The 20,584-nt window shown below is 42.0% G+C and carries 9 protein-coding genes; 5 read left to right on the top strand and 4 right to left on the bottom strand.

Going from position 1 to position 20,584, the window contains the following annotated elements:
- Nucleotides 1–7: 7 nt before the first annotated feature.
- From Q4575_RS05240 to katG, 3 genes are all read right to left on the bottom strand, one after another.
- Nucleotides 8–1,723 (bottom strand): sodium:solute symporter family protein, encoded by a 1,716-nt coding sequence (locus Q4575_RS05240; protein ID WP_215965032.1) that lies wholly within the window; start codon nucleotides 1,721–1,723, stop codon nucleotides 8–10.
- A 55-nt stretch (nucleotides 1,724–1,778) separates the two neighbouring features.
- Nucleotides 1,779–3,071 carry a family 16 glycosylhydrolase gene (locus Q4575_RS05235; protein ID WP_303521571.1) on the bottom strand — a complete coding sequence of 431 codons (1,293 nt, stop codon included), beginning with the start codon at nucleotides 3,069–3,071 and terminating at the stop codon, nucleotides 1,779–1,781.
- A 536-nt stretch (nucleotides 3,072–3,607) separates the two neighbouring features.
- On the bottom strand, nucleotides 3,608–5,803 hold the full coding sequence (gene katG, locus Q4575_RS05230) for a catalase/peroxidase HPI (protein WP_303521570.1): 2,196 nt from the start codon (nucleotides 5,801–5,803) through the stop codon (nucleotides 3,608–3,610).
- A gap of 609 nt (nucleotides 5,804–6,412) precedes the next feature.
- On the opposite strand from katG, the gene Q4575_RS05225 reads away from it, so the two are divergent.
- The 3 genes from Q4575_RS05225 (at nucleotide 6,413) to rimI (ending at nucleotide 8,239) form a co-directional block, all read left to right on the top strand.
- A complete protein-coding gene (locus Q4575_RS05225) occupies nucleotides 6,413–7,186 on the top strand; it encodes a hypothetical protein (RefSeq protein WP_303521569.1) in 774 nt (257 codons plus the stop codon).
- Between the two features lie 89 nt (nucleotides 7,187–7,275).
- Nucleotides 7,276–7,779 carry a hypothetical protein gene (locus Q4575_RS05220; RefSeq protein ID WP_215965029.1) on the top strand — a complete coding sequence of 168 codons (504 nt, stop codon included), beginning with the start codon at nucleotides 7,276–7,278 and terminating at the stop codon, nucleotides 7,777–7,779.
- A 1-nt stretch (nucleotide 7,780) separates the two neighbouring features.
- Complete coding sequence (gene rimI, locus Q4575_RS05215) at nucleotides 7,781–8,239, top strand: ribosomal protein S18-alanine N-acetyltransferase (protein ID WP_303521568.1); 459 nt, start codon at nucleotides 7,781–7,783, stop codon at nucleotides 8,237–8,239.
- A 156-nt stretch (nucleotides 8,240–8,395) separates the two neighbouring features.
- On the opposite strand, the gene Q4575_RS05210 is transcribed toward rimI, so the two are convergent.
- Nucleotides 8,396–9,664 carry a polysaccharide lyase family 1 protein gene (locus tag Q4575_RS05210; protein ID WP_215965027.1) on the bottom strand — a complete coding sequence of 423 codons (1,269 nt, stop codon included), beginning with the start codon at nucleotides 9,662–9,664 and terminating at the stop codon, nucleotides 8,396–8,398.
- 241 nt (nucleotides 9,665–9,905) lie between these two features.
- Here Q4575_RS05210 and Q4575_RS05205 point away from each other — a divergent pair, with 241 nt between their 5' ends.
- On the top strand, nucleotides 9,906–12,839 hold the full coding sequence (locus Q4575_RS05205) for a TonB-dependent receptor (RefSeq protein ID WP_303521567.1): 2,934 nt from the start codon (nucleotides 9,906–9,908) through the stop codon (nucleotides 12,837–12,839).
- Nucleotides 12,840–12,868: 29 nt separating this feature from the next.
- Nucleotides 12,869–20,578 (top strand): pectinesterase family protein, encoded by a 7,710-nt coding sequence (locus Q4575_RS05200; protein WP_303521566.1) that lies wholly within the window; start codon nucleotides 12,869–12,871, stop codon nucleotides 20,576–20,578.
- Nucleotides 20,579–20,584: the final 6 nt, after the last annotated feature.

Below are 20,584 nucleotides of genomic sequence, written 5' to 3'. Positions count from 1 at the left end.
CAGACCACTAGGAGCCTCTGTTAAATAAAGTGTCATTGTCATCTTTAGGGCTTGATTGGAGTGGTTTTGTTCGGCAAACAAAAAAGATCGCTAAACCTATAGCAAAAATAATTGCGCCCATGGTGGCCACGACTATTTGTCCTTTGTCGGCAATAAATGCAAGGGAAAGCATAATCGCCCCTATTGCTGTGATACCAAATCCAATTACTTTAATGCCCTTTGTATTGTCAGAATTATGTTGTTCATTAGAGACAAGTTCTGCGGCAACTGTTCTGGCAGCTGTTGCTTCTACATAGGCTTGATAAAGTGGTGCTTGTTGCTTTCGAGCTCGTAAAACAAGCTCAAAAACCGCCAATATAATTACAGGTAAACCAACGCCTAACATCATTTCTTGAGCACGGTCTAACGACACTGACAGAAATTCAGGACTGATGAACTTAAAGAAACCATTTACGGCTAATGACACAATTGTTGTCGTTAAAATACTAGCGCCTGTTTGGTAGCGTGAGAACAATAGCCAAATAGGCGGTAAAAATAATGCACCACCCGTTAAAGCCGCCATAGTCATTACTACTTCAACTACGCCGCCCATATAAGGTATTAATAAGGCAACAATAATGGTGATTATGCCCAACAAGCCCGTAGCTGTTCTTCCAACCTTTACCAGTGTTTTTTGAGATGCATTTGGTTTGAAGTGTTTAAAAACATCATTAGTAATAACACCGGCGGCAATATTTAGTGAGGTATTGATTGAGCTAGATGTGGCAAAAATCATCGCGCCAAGCATTAGACCCAACATTCCAATTGGTAGAACTTCTTTACTCATTAACAAATAAGCACCTTCGTTTTCGAAGCCGGCGAGTTCAGGATTTAGTGCACGGTAAATCATTGGGGCTATCATCCAAACTACTGGACTTATGAGATATAAGCCGCCAAATAACCAGCCAACTTTTTTTGCGTCTTTTGGTTTATCTACACTTGTAAATCGTTGAATATAAGCCCAGTTACCCGCAATAAAAAAGAGATTGTATAGACCAAAGGCAAAAATGAATCCCCATGAATATTCGCTATTAGTTAAGGCAAAAAATCCCTCAGGCGCTTTATCTACAAAGTTACCAAGTCCACCAATTTTATCTAATGAAAGTGGCACCACAATTAAGACAGCGGCGGTTAGTACCACAAACTGTAGAATGTCGGTGACGATTACCGCCCAAAGCCCGCCAATCGCTGTATACAGTAAAATTAAGATACCTAAAGCGATTATGGTATGTTCTATTGATAACCCAGTAGAGACCTCTACAATTTTGGCAACCGGATATAAAAATGCACCGGTAGAAAAGCTTGCGATGGCTAAAAAAATGTAGGTGTACACTTTTTGTACCTTAATGCCCAAGCGATCTTTAATAAACTCGGCGGCGGTTAATACTCTGGTTTTTTGCCATTTGGGCGCGATAAAAAAGCCGATAATTAAGCCTGCGATACACATGGTCCATTGGATAGTGACGGCCACCCAACCATGTTTATAGGCAATTGAGCCCCAAACGACGAACGTCCCCGCTGAGAAAAAGCTCATAAACAGTGATAAGCCACTCATCCACCAAGGTAGCGCGCCACCTGCTGAGAAGAAGCTTTTCATATTTTTTCCTGAGCTCGAAAAGCTTAAACCGCAACCCACTACTAACAAGGTAAACAGTAAAATCACACTAATATCGATAATATTCATTTCATAAGTCCTGTTATTATTCCTTTCGTCTCAAAGTTAAATTTGAGATTTGTCGTTAAGGTTTTTTTGTGTGATAGCGAACCCAGTCAATTGCCATACTTGTGCCGTCAATATCATCGCTTACAGGACCTGCAATTGCTGCTTTTAGTATGGCTAGACTGAACAACATGGTTGTTTCACTGAAGCACACCTCGTTACGCATGGTGTGGTATAACTTGCCGTCTAGGTAAAATTTGAAATAATCTTTATCCCAAGCTAACCCATAAGTATGATATTCCTCAGAAAAGTCGGCGACATTCGCAGCGTCGTAGTTAGCAATTTCAACCCATTTATTGCCATCGTAATAGTCAATTTGATAGTCAGTGATCAAGTTGCGATAAAAACCTTTTGAAGGACCAGATTCCTGTAACCAGCCATTTATAAACTGAATTGCGCCAATGCTTTTTTCCTGCTCCCAGCTCAACTCAATAAACTTATCACCGTGTTTTTCGGAGACCCAACGAGTGTCAATTCTGTCGTCTATGGCGAATTCTTCTTTGGATACAAGTCGTGAGTATATGCCGTTAGTTACTAACGAAACGTCTTCGGCCAACGCCAAATTGGTTACGGTTGTCATTTGTTTTTCGTCAAAAGCATTAGGGTAGCCACTTGAAGAAGGGGCAAAAACTCTGAATTCATTAATATGAATTGATGCTGGATTTTGAGAACGTAAACGTATTTTTTTTGTTTTGATCGTATTTCTTAAAGCGATTGTATGATCGGGCTGACCCATCAACGTGTGGTGTAATTGATTATCCGAATGCGTTTCGCGGCCATTTGGCAGGGTATAAGTATCAGTCCAATTGTGAACATTTGTGTTCATAACGTTTGGGTAGTGACCTTCATTAATGTCAATTTCACAGGCTTTTTCGCCTTCAGCAACACCTTGTTTTGGCCAAAACCAAAATGAGTTATTGGTACCATAGGCTCCGGCGTATTTATAGCGGGCTTCATAATAGCCATAATGAAAAGCACGTTTGGACCAGATATTACCGGTTGTCCATTCTTGCCCACCGCGGTTTTCTTTTTTACTCATCAAATGCAAAACACCATCTTTTACGACGGCGTTATCTCGCCAACGACTGCTTAAAACCCAAGCATTCTCTGTAGGACCGTTTTGTGAAATCCAGTTTTGGTCTAACTGGCTATTAGGGTATTCAAATTCATCGCTCCACGCGAGTTGCCACTGAGTTAAATCAATCATCTCTGGAGTAGGAGTTGTCTTGTTAGTGGTTTCAGCGCTCGCTGACGCTACAGATAATAAGCTAAATAAAACGATGGAAGTCTGCAGCAATATGCACTTTTTCATTTTTATACCTTTAATTGACAGTTGATGACCAAAAATTTGAAGGCCATATTTGCGTTAATTAATAGGTATTGTTTTTGGAAAAATGAAGTGACACATATTTTATCGAAAATTTTAAAATTGTTTCCGAGGACGTTAATTAGAGAGTTCTTTTTGGCAAGCATTGACGAGGAATTTGAACTTTATCCATGTCATAAAATTTTCACTCGAAGCGCCAATAACATTAGATTTTTAAAATACTGGTCTGGAGGCACATATGTCAGAGCAAACGATTGGTTTTACTGTTTTAATTCCAAGTTTTGAAATTAGCATTCTCGGAACTTAATTTGCAATCGCTGTACTTGAAAATAGTGGCTTGGAAATTCAAGTGTTCACCGGTGAAGCTGGTATGGCGTTAACACATTATTTTGTCGATAAAAGACATAGCCGTTTTATATTAATTATAAAACGGCTTTTTACTATATTTATAAGAGTTTCTTTAATTGTTCTGATTGTATTTGCATTGCTTAATCAAAGCGATTATCCCTCGTGATTTTACGCTAAAGTAGATCAAATCGGTCCAGATTCATTACTTTGGTCCAGGCACTAACAAAGTCTTTTACAAACTTATCTTTAGCATCTTCACTCGCGTAGACTTCCGCAATGGCTCGTAATTCAGAATTAGAACCGATGGCCAAATCTACGCTAGTCGCGGTCCATTTTACATTATTTGATTTACGGTCTAGCCCTTCAAAGTGGAAGCGTTTATCTGCTTTTTGCCACTTGGTATCCATCGATAACAAATTAACTAGGTAATCATTGCTCAAAGCACCGACATTGTCTGTAAGAACCCCAAGGCTATTTGACTGATAGTTGACATTCATTACCCGTAAACCAGCTACTAACACAACCATTTCTGGGGCGGTAAGATTCAATAATTGGGCTTTGTCGAGCAAAACTTCTTCTGGTGAAATTGATGCGGTAGTCGAAACAAAGTTACGGAATCCATCCACTTTAGGTTCAAGTACAGCAAATGATTCGCTATCGGTTTGCTCTGCGGTAGCATCACTGCGACCTGGGGTAAATGGCACTGTTAGCTTTGTACCAGCAGCTTCCGCGGCTTGCTCTACCGAAAGGTTTCCGGCTAAAACAATTAGGTCGGCAATAGAGACTTGTTTACCTGAATGCTGGCCGTTAAATTTTGCTTGAATGGTATTTAACACCGTTAACACTTTTTGCAATTGAGCAGGTTGATTTACTTGCCAATCTTTTTGTGGTGCTAAACGTATACGAGAACCATTGGCGCCACCACGTTTATCTGAATTACGATAAGTCGAGGCTGAAGACCACGCGGTATAAGCCATCTCAGTGCCTGATAAACCAGAATTTATTAAACGTTGTTTTAAGCTGTCAATATCAGCTTCGTTTATTAACTCACCTGGCGTGGCAGGTATTGGATCTTGCCAAATTAACTCTTCACTCGGTACGTCAGAACCTAAGTAGCATGACTTTGGTCCCATATCTCTGTGGGTAAGTTTAAACCATGCACGGGCAAATACGTCTGCAAATAACGCCGGGTCTTGATGGAAACGTTTTGAGATTGGACCGTAAATCGGATCCATTCTCAGCGCCATATCCGCCGTCGTCATTATCGTGGTGACTTTTTTAGAACTGTCATGTGCACTTGGGGCTAAATGCGCTTGATCAGGGTTTATCGGAACCCACTGCCAAGCACCGGCTGGGCTTTTTACTAAATCCCAGTCATAGCCAAATAGGACATCAAAATACCCCATATCCCACTGCGTTGGGTTTGCTGTCCATGCGCCTTCAATGCCACTTGTAATGGTGTCATCGCCGCTACCAGAACCATGAGTGCTTATCCAACCAAGACCCATTTGTTCCAGCGGAGCGGCTTCTGGTTCTTTTCCAACATGTGCTGCATCGCCAGCGCCGTGGCATTTACCAAACGTATGACCGCCGGCAATAAGAGCAACTGTTTCTTCATCGTCCATTGCCATTCGAGCAAAGGTTTCTCTTATGTCTTTACCAGAAGCAATAGCACTTGGTTCGCCATTTGGCCCTTCTGGATTTACATAGATAAGCCCCATCTCAACCGCAGCTAAAGGGTTTTCCAAATCACGTTCACCGGTATATCGACCGTCAGTTAGCCATTCAGTTTCTGCTCCCCAGTAAATATCTTCTTCTGGATGCCACACATCTTGGCGACCACCACCAAAACCAAAGGTTTTAAGTCCCATCGATTCAATTGCGCAGTTGCCAGCCAAAATCATCAAGTCAGCCCATGAAATTTGCTTGCCGTACTTTTGTTTTATCGGCCACAATAAACGTCGTGCTTTATCAAGGTTACCATTATCGGGCCAGCTATTGAGGGGGGCAAATCTTTGTGTGCCGGTAGAGGCTCCACCACGACCATCGCCTGTACGGTATGTACCGGCACTATGCCAAGCCATACGAATGAAAAATGGTCCGTAGTGACCATAGTCAGCTGGCCACCAATCTTGAGAGTCGGTCATTAGAGCGACTAGGTCTTGCTTGATTTGTGGTAAATCTAATTTTTTGAATGATTCTGCGTAGTCAAAACCTTCGTCCATTGGATCCGATTTAGTATCGTTTTGACGAAGGATTTTTATGTTTAATTGTTCTGGCCACCAATCCATATTTTTGGTGCCGTGACCGCCCATTTGAGTATTGCTACCATGAACAAAAGGACATTTGCCGTTTGAATTGTTATCCATATTCTTCCCCTTTTCGGGTTTATTAATTGTAGTGACATATCAACTGTAGTTGAAAGTTGTGTAATCTCTAATCACAAAAAGCGATTGAGCAAAGTACAAAAATAAATGGAACCTTGTTCGCCGCGCTTGTTTGAGTTTTTGCCATAACCTTTCTGTCTTTTTAAGGTGATGTTAAAAAGACAATTAACCCGTAATTCAAGGGGTTATGTCAGCTTTTAATCTTTTTCCTTTTTGTTTGACAACGTGGTTTGACAGGGCAAGAATAATATTAGGGAATTTCGATAATTAAGTATAATGAGCAAAATCAATAATTACGATTGATAAAATAGAACGTTCGACAATTGCTTAAATTCGTTGTTAAAACTGACATCCCGTATAAATTTAATACACATCTAGACTTTACTTAAGCACGATAGTTGGAAATTCCCCCATAGTAGAGTTACTTGATGAGGAGATAGGTTTAATCTTTATACGTGTACATACTTCCAGTTATTGTCTGTACAGGTTGGCGACATGTACAGTATCTACAGGGAACGACGATGACATGGATGTTAAACATAGTGGTTGGAAAGGGATTTCTAAGCACTTAATTTTGAAAAGGAAGTTGAAATGACCAGATTAAGCGCACCCGACGTAATTGCTTGCCCATATTGTGGTCAAAAACATGAACGAAGTCGCTTGGCTTCATTTAGTAATTTTTGGTCAGTCGAATATTCCGATGGTGGGTCGACATTTGCGCCTTACGACTGCGGCGTTGTCATTGGTCGTTGTACGGTATGTGACGTACTCATTCCAAATGTAGGTGGTTTAAAATCACTCGGTGAGGTCGTAACGATTAAACGGGTTTACCCTTCATTCTGGCGGAGTTTGTTTGGACTAGATTTGGTATTTGATGTTGAAAAACCATTTCAATTACCTGAGCTACCCTTACCTGAATTACCCGATTGGTTCGAGGCGGCGACAATAACAACAGCAAGTCTAATTCCTGTGCCACTGCAACGTCAGTGTCAACTCATTGCCATGCACAAATATAATCAATTGTTGGTGGCGAAACGGCGTTGGCAGCATCAAGATTTTATTTGGAAAGTCCAATATCGAGCTAAACACCAAGAAATCGAAAATCAAATATTGTTGCGATTTAATAGGCAAAGTAATAAGGCATCAAATTGTAACTTAGTGAAAGGTGGTGATGACTCATTTGAGTTTGACGCTATGGTGGCTGCTGATATTTATCGTAGAAGGGGGCTGTTTGATAGCGCTAAACGCTGTTTGGAAAAGGTAACCGACGATAGCTATCAATATCGTAAAACCTTATTAATGCAATGGATCCTCGATAAAAATAGATACTTGATGATAGTGCCAAATCAACGTCTTTGTGATTAGCGCAGGTATTTGTTTATTGAGCAAAACATATAAAGACTTTTTCATTGGTTTTTTGTACCATTTGATAATCGCAAAAAATGGTGTGTAACGTGTATTCAAATCTTCAGCAACAAGCATTAGCAGAACTTGGGATCCAAGTTTTAGATTTGCAATCAAATCACCAGGTGACTCAACAGCAAGACCCGGCTGAGCTGAAAGTCACATCGCTAAACCACGAAGCAAACAATACAAGTACACTACAACCGAATCGTGCTAACTCTTCGACAACGATATCCAGCAGTCGCCCATCGCTCTCAAGTTTATTAACAAAACCGAATACCCAACAAGCCGCTAAACCCACTATCGTTTATTTACCATGGGATAAGGTAGATAAAGAGTGGTTAACTGACTTACGGGTGTTGTTTCCTAATTTAGTTGTTGAGGCCGACAAGTTACAACTTAATGGGCAGTTAGCGTGGCGCTTAATATCGGAGCCAAATCAAGTCAGTTTTGAATTTCCGCAGTTAACAACATCCCCATTAGAGTCATTGTCAGCCCACAATAAAAAAGCCATATGGGCATTTTTATGCGACTACGTACAAGACCCTAAATAACATGAAAATCATTGAGTTAAATTTAAGTCACATTAGCCAAATAGTCAGTGTTGAACAGCAAAGTCACCTGACACCTTGGAGTGAAAAAACCATTGAGGGAAGTTTTGGTTCTCGCAGTCACAATTTTGGTTTGTTTAAAAAAGCTAAACCGCTTGATGAACTCGTCGGTTATTGTTTTACTGACTTGGTTGCAGGTGAATTGAGTATTGAAAATATTTGTATTGCGAAACAACATCAAAATAAAGGTCATGGCGGCCAGTTATTAGGACAAGTATTAGAACAAGCTGTTGTCCTAAATGCAGACCAAGTTTTTTTGGAAGTCCGAGCTTCTAACCAAGCGGCGATTGCTTTGTATCATCGTTATGGTTTTGTCGAGTGCGGGCGAAGAAAACAATATTATTCTATCCCTGATTCAAACCTCAAAGAAGATGCGATTATGATGTCGCTAAAGTTAGGTTAGCGAAATAATAAGGCTTTGCTTGTTAACGACAGCGACAGCGACAGCAACAGCAAACCCACGTATCCATGTGGGAATTCTCCATAAAGTTTCGATGATTGCTATGACTTTAAACTGAGCCTTCAAGCTAAGCCTTCAAACCAAGCCTTCAAGCTAAGCCTAGTTTGAAAATTCAGCTTGATAGCGTTGAAGAGAACCAATTTGCTCATTTTCATGATCAATAATGCCCGAAGTCACTTTTTTACCTGCCAAAGTATCAACCAATTGCATTAAAACTTCCTTATCAACCGAGTCGTGGAAGTTGCCCTGAGCAGTTTTGAATGCACCGATATCTCTTGTTGTGATTAGAGCATCAATAATCGATTTTGCAGACTGATTTGTCTCGTTTACATGCGCGAATCTCTGTGAGGCCGAGTTAAAAATAGACTGAGTAAATAAGCTAGGAACAGCAGAAGGTTTGATTTTTTTCTTTTTATTGTCTCTCACAATCACGCCAAGTAAATTATCATCAAGCCAGCTTTTACCATAATAGTCATTGCCACTAATATACGCCTGCGCCGATGTTAAACGGTCACTAAACCATAAATCTAAAAAGCGTTCAGCTGTTGTATTTGGCCCTGGTAGATAATAGTTGTTTACCAAGCTGAAGCGGCCATTTTCACTGCCGTACACCGAGTTTTGTCCCCAGTTATAAATGACGTTGTTTACCAACTCTACATATTCTTTATCGATTGGGTATGGCGATTTAAGTCTATGGCCATTTAATCTGGGTGTTCGGCTTTTATGATTGGCAATAAGGTTGTTAATGAATGACGCGTTTTGCCCGCCCCAAATACCACCGTAACCATGTTCACCTTTTGGGTGAATCGATTTGTTCAGGCTATTGGAAATAATTGAATATTGCAGAGTGAAGTTTTCATTGTTGTATAAACTGGCGGTTTCGTCTGTACCCCAGCTTATTGAACAATGATCAACAATAACGTTTTTGGTATTTCGAACGGTAAGGGCATCCTCAGCATATCCATAAGTCCCTAAACGAAATCGCATGTGTTGAATAATCACCTCGTCAGCAGATACCACAAATGGTGCACCCACAATAGCAACGCCGCGGGGCGACGATTGGCCTTCGATGGTGACATGGCTGTTATTTATCTTAAGGGGTTTTGATAACTTGATAACCCCCGAAACTGCAAACTGAATAATTCTCGGGTGTTTTTGTTTTAAGGCATGACGCAGTGATCCTGCAGACTCATTATCCTCCAGTGTCGTTACAACATAAATCTCACCACCGTGGCCACCTTGAGTATATTTGCCAAAACCTTTTGCGCCAGCGAATGCAAGCTTGTCAGTTTGAGCAAGCTCAAACGAATGACAACTGATAGGTCCAAACAATAAAGTCTGGAGCAATAAAAACAGCACAAATTTCATAAATGGTTGACCTTTAATCGAGAATTCTGCAAATAAAAATAGATGTTGACATCTTATGAAACATAATGCTAGTTTTTTATGCCACCGGTGGCATAAAGTTGATTTGACACTTAATTAGTGGTCCACGGTGTAATAACTTTTATAAAAATAAAACAGCAAGTGGCGCTAGGATTTGAGTCACTTTTTCTAACAGGTAATCAATTTTTCGGACCTCATTAAGTCCGGATAACGGGGAGCAGGCATGGCTAACTTTCCTTACAGAACGGTAGCGTTGTGTATGGCAGCTGCATTACAAAGTAATGCATATGCGGATGAAGACAATACAACAAAAGCGCAAGAAGACGTTGAAGTTATTGAAGTTCAAGGCGTAAGACAAACGGACTTAAAAGCTCGAGAGCTTGAGCGATTGAAAAAGGGTCTGAGTTCAATAATCGCCAGTGACGATTTGGGTAACTTTGTCGATCAAAACGTAGCTGAATCGCTACGACGTTTGCCAGGTGTCACACTGCAACGCAGTGAAGGTGAAGGCAAATTTGTATCAGTACGTGGATTAGGCCCAGGTTTTGTGTCGGTCAATATCAATGGTTCTGAAGCATCTGGTAGCGGCGACGAACGTAAAATCGGATTAGATGCGTTACCAGCAGATATGCTTGGCACAATCGAAGTTCTAAAAACTTTAACCGCAGATCAAGATCTAAACTCAATTGGTGGTACGGTTAATGTTAAAACAATTTCCGCGTTTGACCGTGGCAAAACCAGCGCAAAAATTAAAGTTCAAGATTCTTACTCTGATCTTCGCGGTGAACACTCACCTAAGATCAGTTTTGATGCAACCCAATTTCTATTCGATAAAACGGTAGGGATTGGTTTTGCGGTTTCTCATGAAGAACGTAAAACGCAAGTCGATGAAGATCGTCACCACAGTAGCGGTGAAATGAAGTTTTTGACTCAAGACGCTGATGTCGATCCAAATCTAACGGCGGAAGAGAAAAAAGCCGAGCTTGCTTCAAGACCTGAGATATTAACGCCACGTCAGTTAGAAGTTCGACGCGAACTTGCGGGAAGAAAACGCTCTGCAGCTTCATTAAATTTAGAGTTTAAACCAAGTGTAGAGAATCTATTTTATTTTCGAGGCAACTACACGCGCTTTACCGATGACGATGTTGCGCTTAGGGAGTTTTTTGATTTCCAAGATGCAGGTTCTGTTGGTAGTGGTGAAATCGCCGCGGTGAATCCAAATAACTTTGAATTTGCATTGACCGATATCGACGTTTTCCACCAGTATTTTATTCAAGAAAGTGAAACGGTTCGAACGTCATTTAGTGTCGGTGGTGAAAACTTAATTGCCGATACGTTTAACATTGCCTATGAATATGCTGAATCAAAGAGCGAAGACGAATCACTTGGTGACCGCAGAGTTCAATTCCGTGAACGTGACCTTGTGGTATATGGGCGCGGTTCTCGTGATGAAATCGTAGGATATCCTATCACCCCCGACAAAGCGGCTGAACTTGGTGGCTACGCTTATACCGACGGAATGTACGGGACTTCGGCATCGGGCGACGCGACGGACCTAAACAACTTTGAATTTGACAATTTGTTTTTAGAGGGCGGTACACGCACCGATGACATCAAAACGGGTAAGTTGGATGTCACCGCTTGGCTTGACCTCGACTTTTTAAGTTACATTAAAGTTGGCGCGATGGTAACTGAACGAGTACATGCTCGTGATAAAAACCGTTGGAGTTTTGATCCATCAGCTGAAGACTGTAATGGCAACCAAGCGTGTATCACTGCGGTTAACTCAACTCATGCTGATTATGCCTCGAGTATTCCTGAAAACAGTAACTTTTTATTCCCATTTGTTTCACAACAAACCGTTGAAGATATTGTCAATGCAACACGTCAAACCGCGGCAGTGGCAACGAATGGTGAAGTCTCGATAGACAGTACAAAAGACGATTATACGATTACTGAAGATACCAAAGCAGTATATGTGATGGCTGAAATTCCAATCAATATTGATATGACACTAACCACTGGTGTCCGTTATGTTGAAACGGATTTCTCATCTACCGGCTTTTTATCTTTAGAAAACGATGACTTTGAATTTAATGGCGCTGGTGGCGGTAACTTAGATATTGCGGTTCCACTACCTGACTCGTCAATTAATTATTCAGAGTTTTACCCGAGTGCACACTTGCGGTGGGAACCAACCGACGAACTATTAGTACGTGCTGCAGTATGGACAAGCTTTACTCGTCCATCCTTCAAACAAGCTAGGGGATTCGCTAAATTCGATAGTGACATCGAGTTGTGCCCACCGCAAAGTGCCGACTGTGACGATGCGCAAGGAAGTGCGACATTATCACAGCTGCAGGATTATATTTTAGGGTCAAATAACTTACTTGATGTCGGTAACCCCAATTTGGTTGCTATGACGTCAATTAACTATGACTTATCGTTAAGTTATTACTTTGACGAAAATCTATTTTTAGAAGCGGCGTTATTTTACAAAGATATCGACAACTTTATTGTTGATGTCAGTGGTGTATCAAGATCGCTTGATGAACTGCCTTTATCTTTGCCAGTCTCACAAGTTACCTCGTTTGTTATTCCCCACGATTTAACCCTAAACCAAGTGAACATTACGCTAAACGGTGAAAAGGCCAAGGTATTTGGTGGTGAGTTTAGCTTTAATAAATACTTTGAAAATGGTTTGTTTGTTCAAAGTAATTTCACTGTTTTAGAAAGTGAAGCGCAACTTGACCCAACTATTCGACTAGACCCTGTGCCTTTGCCTGACCAAGCAGACTTAACCGCAAATTTAAGTTTTGGCTGGGAAAACGACGATATATCGGCACGCATTATCGCCAATTATCGTTCAGAAATTTTGGAAGAAGTCGGTTCGTGCCCTGAAGGGGTCAATGTCAACGATTATACCGAGTGTAAATTGTGGGCCGACCGTTACCAAGACGAACTATCGACAGTCGATTTCAAATTCAAATACCAAATCAACGGCGCTCTGTCTGTTTATTTCGATGCTATTAACCTCACTGAAAATCAAGACCTACGTTATTTCGAAGGTAATGAAAAAAGTGGTGGGAACATTATGTATCAAAAAGAAAACTACGGCCGCACCTTCCAACTTGGTGTGACTTACAAGTTGTACTAGGCAGATAGACGCAAGTTAAAGGTTAAATTATGAATAATTTCAATAATAAAAATAGTAAACGAAATATGTTTATCAGCTTCCTGACTGCATCCGTATTATTCGGTTGTGGGGCGGAGAGCACTATAAATGTGAAAGAGCCGCCACCAAAGGCGCTTACCGGTAAGTTTGTCGACAGTCCAGTACAAGGTTTAACGTACAATTCGGATACTGTGGTCAATGGCACGACAAACGAAAATGGCGAATTCCCTTATTTCCGTGGAGAAATAATTACCTTCTCAATTGGCGACTTTGTCTTTCCATCGGTGCCAGTTGCATCGGTGATGACGCCACTTAATTTGTTTAATGCTGATACTGCATTTAGTCAGCCGGTGGTGAATACTTTAAGGTTATTACAGTCACTCGATACTGATGGCGATGCCAGTAATGGAATAACAATTAGCGAAGATGCCGCGGCAGCGGCAACTATGACACTTGCGCCGGATCAAACGATTGAACAGTATTTCAATCGCCCAGCAGATGAATTTGCTGCGGATGTGGAAACTTGGTTACCAGCCGCTGGCGGTGCCGCAAGTTTAGTCAGTTATGATGTCGCCGTTGGCCATTTTGTCAGTTATTTAGAAACCGAATTTGGTACGTTATTTGGCAGTGCTTTTAACGTATCTGCGTTCACGGGTAGCGTATTTAACCCAGCGATTGTTGGTCAAGCTGCGGTATTAGCAAATTACAATTTTACCCCAGCTGATGACACCGGCTTGACTGGTTCATATACCTATACAGCGTCGGATTTAACTGAAGTATCGGGAACCTACCATTTTGAGTTTGGCCGCCGAGTACTGACCTTAACCGCTGGCGATGACGTGACATACTTGGTATCGCGTTCATACAATACCGTTGATGACGTATACAGTTTATGTGTTGAATCAAAATCCGATAAAGGATTGGCGTCAGTAGTTGCTGCTTGTGCAGAAAACGACGATGACAAGTTAAACTTACTCACATTTAGCCAAGCCCAAGCAGACGCAGAATTAGTTGGTTTGTTAGAGCGAGAAGACGAAGTTGGTTTTGAACTGATAGAAGAATTCAGCACTACAACCGCAGACTTTTTCACTTCTAGCTATCAATCGCTGTCAAAAGAGTTAAGTGACAAACCCCTATATGTAAAAACGGGGGGCAGCCCAGTGCTGGACTCTGACGCGGGGACATTAACGTTAGCTGGCGCACGTTTTTCAGTGGGCAATGCAGCAGAAGATTTACTTCGTCAAACTACCGAAAGCGATACATTTAGTACCGGTATTTACAATATTAGCGAAGGTTTTACCTTGAGCTTTGATGTAATCGCCCATAATGGCGCTGGTTCGTTGTCTCTTTACGTTGATAACAATACAACGGGTCAAGCCAACTCGGTTCATGGTGCGCCATCTAAGTTTTACGGTAAAGATATCAACGAGGATAACAACCCCGTTGGCCAAACTTTTACCTACACGTATGTCCCGGGACAAGATGTAGTTACTGGTACTGACCTGACGCACATTGATGCTCGAGGTGTTTTAGATACATCAATTACCAATTCATTTTTCCAATTTAGAACGGATAGTGCGGGTAGTATTACCATCGACAATTTGAAAATTGATACGGTAGCGACTGCGGTTGACCCTTCAGATAACTTTATTCCACCTTCAAAAATTGTATTTGAAGACACTGTTGATTTTACAACCGCGACGACGGAAAGCTTATTTAGCCCAGCGTTTTTATCCACAAGTGGTGCAGCTAGTGAAACCGATGATTTAGCATTATTTGTGCGAACTGGCGGCAATGTTGCCGTTGTTGATACAGGTATCGAGCTAAACGGTGGTCGCTTCACTATGGGTAATTATTTACCTGGCACTGAAACCACAGCGGCTGATTTATTGGCAAGTGGTGTGCTTGATTTAAGCCGTCCATACCAAATTGTGATGGATATTGTGAGTGTCAGCGATGCCGAGGGGGATAATACCTTTGAAGTGTATGTCGACAATAACACGAGCTCATCTGCAAATTCGATGCATGGCGAGACCTCACGAATTTTCAAATCTAATATTCTAGATTTAGCGGTTGGTGAACTGGTAATTCTAGGTAACGATATTGGTACTGAAACGTCGTTTTTACAATTTAGAACCAGCAGTGATGGTATTGTCGTATTTAACAATTTACGTATTGAATACATCGTTGAAGCACCTGCAATTAAGGTCGCTTTGCCTTATTCAGTAGACTTCACTACGACCACCACAGCAAGTTTGTTCACGCCAGAATTTGCCGCTGTTGATGGTGATGTTGGTCTAACTGGCGACGATGTTGCAATGTTCGAACGCACAGGCGGCAATGTAGATGTTGTAGACCAAGGTGTGCTGTTAGATGCAGGGCGATTCACAATCGGTGATACCAAACCAGAAGTGGAAACTACAGCCGACGATACCTCGACTCGGGGTGTATTTGACCTGTCTCGACCTTACAAAATTAAACTAAATGTGATTGCAGCTTCAAACTCTGTCGATGGAAAAACATTTCAAGTTTATGTCGATAACAATACTTCGAGCAGCAGTAAATCGATTCACGGTGGTAGCTCAAAATTCTATCAAGTTGTGCCATCAGAGTTGTCCACTGGCGAGCTTGTCATTGAAGGTATGATTGCAACGTCACAGTCGTTTTTACAGTTTAGAACGGAAACGGGTGCGTCTATAGAGTTCAACAACTTGAGCATCGAATATGACGATCCAAATGTATTTTTTGAAGAAAGTTTTCCGGTCAGCGACAGTGGTTTTTATACCCCTGAATACCGTGCACAGGCGAGTGATGATACTAAAGGAATGTACACTAAAACGGGCGGTACGGCTGTAGTAACAACCGAAGGCACCCTCCTTTTGGACAGCGCACGCTTTACGATAGGTGACGTTGCTCAAGGTGTAAGTAGCACAAACGCAGCCGATGTCGTCACAACAGGTTCGTTTGACTTCAGCAAACCGTATAAAATCGTTATGGACGTATTAAGTGTGAGTGAGCCTGTCGCCGAAGATCAGGGCAACAGTTTCATCATTTATATGGACAATAATACCAGTAGCAGTGGTAGTTCAATTCATGGTGGTAGTTCCAAGTTCTTTAGTGTCAAACTCGCTGAATTAACCCCTGGAGAGTTGGAAGTTGAAGGCTTTATTGGAACACCAACGTCCTTCTTACAACTTCGCACTGAAAGCGGTGGTGTTGTTGAAATTGACAACTTGCGATTCGAATACATCCCAACAAATCTTATTGTTAGTGAAGATTTCAATACAACAATAGAAGAATTGTTTACGCCGGCTTATTTAGCACAACCGATAGATAATTCAATCGCCATGTACAACATCACCGGCGGTGGCAGCGGGTTAACCATTACTGACGGTCAACTGACATTAGATAGTGCACGTTTTAGTATTGGCCACAGCACACCAGATGTTGAAACAACGGGTACGGATGTTTTAACTACCGGTGTGTTTGATTTAAGTGTGCCTTATAAAATTATCATGGATATTGTGAGTGTCAGCGAACCTATCGAAACAGATCAGGGCAACAGCTTTATCGTCTATGTAGATAACAGTTCGAGTAGCAGCAGTAAGTCGATACATGGTGGAGCATCGAAATTCTATAGCCAAAAAATTGCTGAAATGACAACGGGCCAACTTGAAATAGATGGCATGTTAGCGACTCAAAGCTCATTTTTACAATTACGCACGGAAAGCGGCGGTGTAGTGACAATCGACAATCTGCGTATTGAGTATTTAGAAGCGCCAGATACATCAGAAGTCGCGCCAAAAACGTTAGATTGCACAGAACGTACAGACTTATATTTTTGTGACGACTTTACCTCTGGCACGCTGGATAACTGGGACATTAACGCGGCTGTTGGCAATTTAGATGGACCGGAAGGAAGCTTTGCTGTTGTTGATTTAGATGGCAACGCGGTAATGCAATATACCGCAGGGAGTGTAGGGGGTGTTTTGGCAACCCTGAAGACGTCGGCAATGACGTCTGTTCCTGCAGCTGATTACTTTGTGGAAGCGAAGATCAGGCCGCGCCAAAATGGTACAACAGCCAACAAACAGTTGTTCTTGTTAGGTCGATATGTTGATGATCAAAACTGGTACGGAGGTGGTATTAACCTGCAAAATTCACCGTCTTCGACTCAAGCTGAAGTTGCAGTTAACCTAGCGGACGCACTAAGTCGTCCCGTCCAAGTAAAACAGCCGTTTTACTTAGGTGAGCGCGATGGAACAGATGATGGTGTTTGGTATCGTGTTCGTTTTGAAATGGTCGCCGGTGATTTGAGTCTGTACATAAACGGTGAACTTAAAGGAAGCTTTAACGACACGAACTTAACAGCTCAAGGTCTTGCGGGTATTTTTACTTACAACCGCTCATTTGAACTAGATGACTTTATGATTGGTGATGTAGCCAATAAACCTATTCAGCTCACAACCGATTATACGGAAGCGAGTTGGTCAGGTGCGGCTGGTGGCGTGCCGCTCGTGCTAAATGTGTCGGCATTGTTAGGGGATGGTGTTACAGCAGATAAAGTTACCGCCATCACGGCAGATGGTGATATCGCAACAGTATTTGTCTTAGGTTCGACTGTCACAATAAGTCCCGTAGCTGAAGGCACGACGACGGTAACATTAGTTTCTCATGCCGATGCGACGATTACCCAAACCCTAGAAATTGAAGTAGGTGCGTCTTTCATCGAATCGATGACGGATTACGGGAATATATCGACGAAATTAAGCCCATTACCTGCTAGTTTCAGCCAACATGTTGACACAAATCTAGTGATTGAATTCGACACCGCGCCGACGTTGGGTACTGTAGGCCAAGTTCGTATATTTGATTCGGCAACGGATGAATTGGTTGATGAATTGTTGTTAGCCGGAGACGTTAATACATTGGGGTTAACGTCTGATAAAACACGTGTTGTTAAATATCATCCAATGCGGGTTGAAGGGAACAAGCTTGTCTTAACACCTAGTTCAGGCGCACTTGATTACAACAAAGAATATTATGTCGTGATCGGCAACGACGTGGCTAACGGTACAACACTTAACGGCATAGATTTTGACGGATTAGGTAAAGAGGCGGGATGGACATTTTCAACACGTTCAACTCAACCTTCTGGTACCGAATTAGTGGTTGATGACGACGGTGCAGCTGACTTTAGAACACTTCAAGGCGCGTTAGATTACGCCATGACGGATAAAGATACGCCGATGACTATTACCATCAAAGATGGTGTTTATAATGAAATGTTGTTCTTGAGAAACAAAAACAATCTTACTATTCAAGGTGAAAGCCGTGAAAATACGATTGTTCAGTATGACAACTTTGATGGCTTCAATGGTGGCTCAAGCGGCCGTCCAGTGTTCTTAGTTGAAAGTGCTGACATGTTAGTTCTTAATAACTTTACGCTGAAAAACACCCATATGCGTCAAGGCTCTGGTGACCAAGCGGAAACAATTTATTTCAATAGTAGTAATCGTTTGGTGGCTAACAACATGAACTTTATCAGTGAGCAAGATACCTTGTTGATGAAAGGTTATGCTTGGTTCTATAACTGTTTAGTTGCCGGTAATGTTGACTTCATCTGGGGTTATCCAGTAGCGACACTATTTGAAAACAGTGAAATTCGCACTATTGGTGATTCAAAAGATGCGCCGGCTGACAGTGGCGGTGATTACATTCTACAAGCCCGTGTTGCAAATGTTGATGATCCGGGTTTTGTGTTCTTAAACAATACATTTACGAGTGGCCCTGGTCCTAAAGGTAACAACGTATTAGACGACTCAATCTACTTTGCGCGAAGTGCCGGTAAGACCGATGCGTTTGATAATATTGTATTGATTAACAACCGATTGGGTGCCCATATAAGTACTAAAGGTTGGTACACAAATCCAATGCCAAATCCGTCTGATGCGTCAGCGGTTGCCGGTTGGCGAGAATACGGCAGCATGGACTTAGAAGGTAACTCGTTAGATATCTCTGGTCGTGAAGCAAACGTGGCATTTGAATTGTCTGCTCCAGAAGCGGCTCCATACTCAGATCGCGCCTCAGTATTTGCATCTTACAATGGCGGTGCAGGATGGGAACCAACACCACTTGACGCACCGGTTATAGCAGATGTTGTTGTTACTACGCCAGATGGTGATGGCGGATTTGGTGGTCACTTAATGGAAGTGACCGGTGGTGCTGGTGGTACTGTTGTCACGGTCGACAACGGTGTGGCGTTGCAAAACGCCCTTGCTTCGGCAAAATCTGCGGGCACTCCAGTAATTATCTATGTTGATGGTACGATTACTCCAGCCAATAGCGGTAACTTGACCGGTAACATTAATATTAAAGATCTTAGCAATGTATCAATTATTGGTGTCGCGAATCGCGGAGAGTTCGCTGGTATCGGTATTTCAATGCGCCGGACGAGTAACGTTATTATTCAAAACTTAAAAATTCATGATGTACCAGCTTCGTTTGGAGATGCGATTGGAATTGAAGGTGATGACAACGTCGCAACGGGGAATATCTGGGTTGACCACAATGAGTTACATGGCAACTTAAACGTTGGGAAAGACGACTACGACGGGTTATTTGATACCAAAGCCGGGGCAACTCACGTGACGTTTTCTCATAACTATGTTCACGACCATTACAAAAGCATGTTAAATGGCTCAAGTGATGACGACAGTGGCGAACGATTTATAACATACCGTCATAACTACTTTAATAATTTAGAGTCTCGTGTACCGCTGTTCAGATATGGTTTTGGTCATCTGTATAACAACGTATTTTCAAACATTAATTCAAGTGGCATTAACTCTCGAATGGGGGCTGAATTGTTAATTGAAGCGAATGTATTTGAAAATGTGCAAAATCCAATTGTATCGTTTTATTCAAGAGAAATTGGTTTTTGGAACGTCCGTGATAATGCGTTTACTAACGTGACTTACACCACGCCAGATACAGGAGATGCGGTTTATTCTCCTGCGGATGGTTCAACATCGACCTATGAAGTTCCATACGACTACGATACCTATTTATTGCCAGTCGCCGACGTCAAAGATTATGTGCTAGCGAATGTTGGCGTAGGAATTGTGGACCAGTCTGAATTAGATATTCCTGATGTTGCAGACCCAATAGTGGATGGTGGCAATGATGACCCAGTCGTTTATGCTGTGTTACCAATCACCGAAGATTTTGAAGTTGCTAGCGCAGACATTTTATTTAGCAATGCCTATAAAAACCTATCCGGTAGCGCCGGTTCAGGCACAGCGATGTATCATAAAGTGACGGGGACCGTGTCGGTTGCTGACGGTCAGTTAACGATAACTGGTGCTCGAGTGAGTATTGGCAATACAACACCTGGCATCAATACAACTGCAGCAGATACTGAAACAACCGGTATTTTTGACTTAAGTAAGCCGTACCAAGTCACCTTTACGGTGGCGAGTGTTGCTGACGATACCTCACGTAATTTCCAACTTTATGTTGATAACACAACATCAAGCAGTGGCAGTAGCATTCATGGTGGAAGCTCTAAGTTCTACTCTGTGGCCCTGAGTGACTTTGTGGCAGGCCAAACCTATACAATTGATGGATTAGTTGCTACATCAACTTCCTTCATCACATTGCGTTCTGAAGGCGGTGCGACCATCAGTTTAGAAGATATCTCCATTACCTATAAAGATTAGGTTGTG

The organism is Psychrosphaera sp. 1_MG-2023, assembly GCF_030548245.1.
Taxonomy (GTDB): domain Bacteria; phylum Pseudomonadota; class Gammaproteobacteria; order Enterobacterales; family Alteromonadaceae; genus Psychrosphaera; species Psychrosphaera algicola.
The sequence above is the reverse complement of the archived record's forward strand: the minus strand, read 5'-3'. Positions and strand labels throughout refer to the sequence as shown.

What these genes read in the sequence shown, in the direction of transcription:
- Q4575_RS05240 (WP_215965032.1), bottom strand. Translation starts at nt 1,723, where the DNA reads ATGAATATTATCGATATTAGTGTGATTTTACTGTTTACCTTGTTAGTA.
- Q4575_RS05235 (WP_303521571.1), bottom strand. Translation starts at nt 3,071, where the DNA reads ATGAAAAAGTGCATATTGCTGCAGACTTCCATCGTTTTATTTAGCTTA.
- katG (WP_303521570.1), bottom strand. Translation starts at nt 5,803, where the DNA reads ATGGATAACAATTCAAACGGCAAATGTCCTTTTGTTCATGGTAGCAAT.
- Q4575_RS05225 (WP_303521569.1), top strand. Translation starts at nt 6,413, where the DNA reads ATGACCAGATTAAGCGCACCCGACGTAATTGCTTGCCCATATTGTGGT.
- rimI (WP_303521568.1), top strand. Translation starts at nt 7,781, where the DNA reads ATGAAAATCATTGAGTTAAATTTAAGTCACATTAGCCAAATAGTCAGT.
- Q4575_RS05210 (WP_215965027.1), bottom strand. Translation starts at nt 9,664, where the DNA reads ATGAAATTTGTGCTGTTTTTATTGCTCCAGACTTTATTGTTTGGACCT.
- Q4575_RS05205 (WP_303521567.1), top strand. Translation starts at nt 9,906, where the DNA reads ATGGCTAACTTTCCTTACAGAACGGTAGCGTTGTGTATGGCAGCTGCA.
- Q4575_RS05200 (WP_303521566.1), top strand. Translation starts at nt 12,869, where the DNA reads ATGAATAATTTCAATAATAAAAATAGTAAACGAAATATGTTTATCAGC.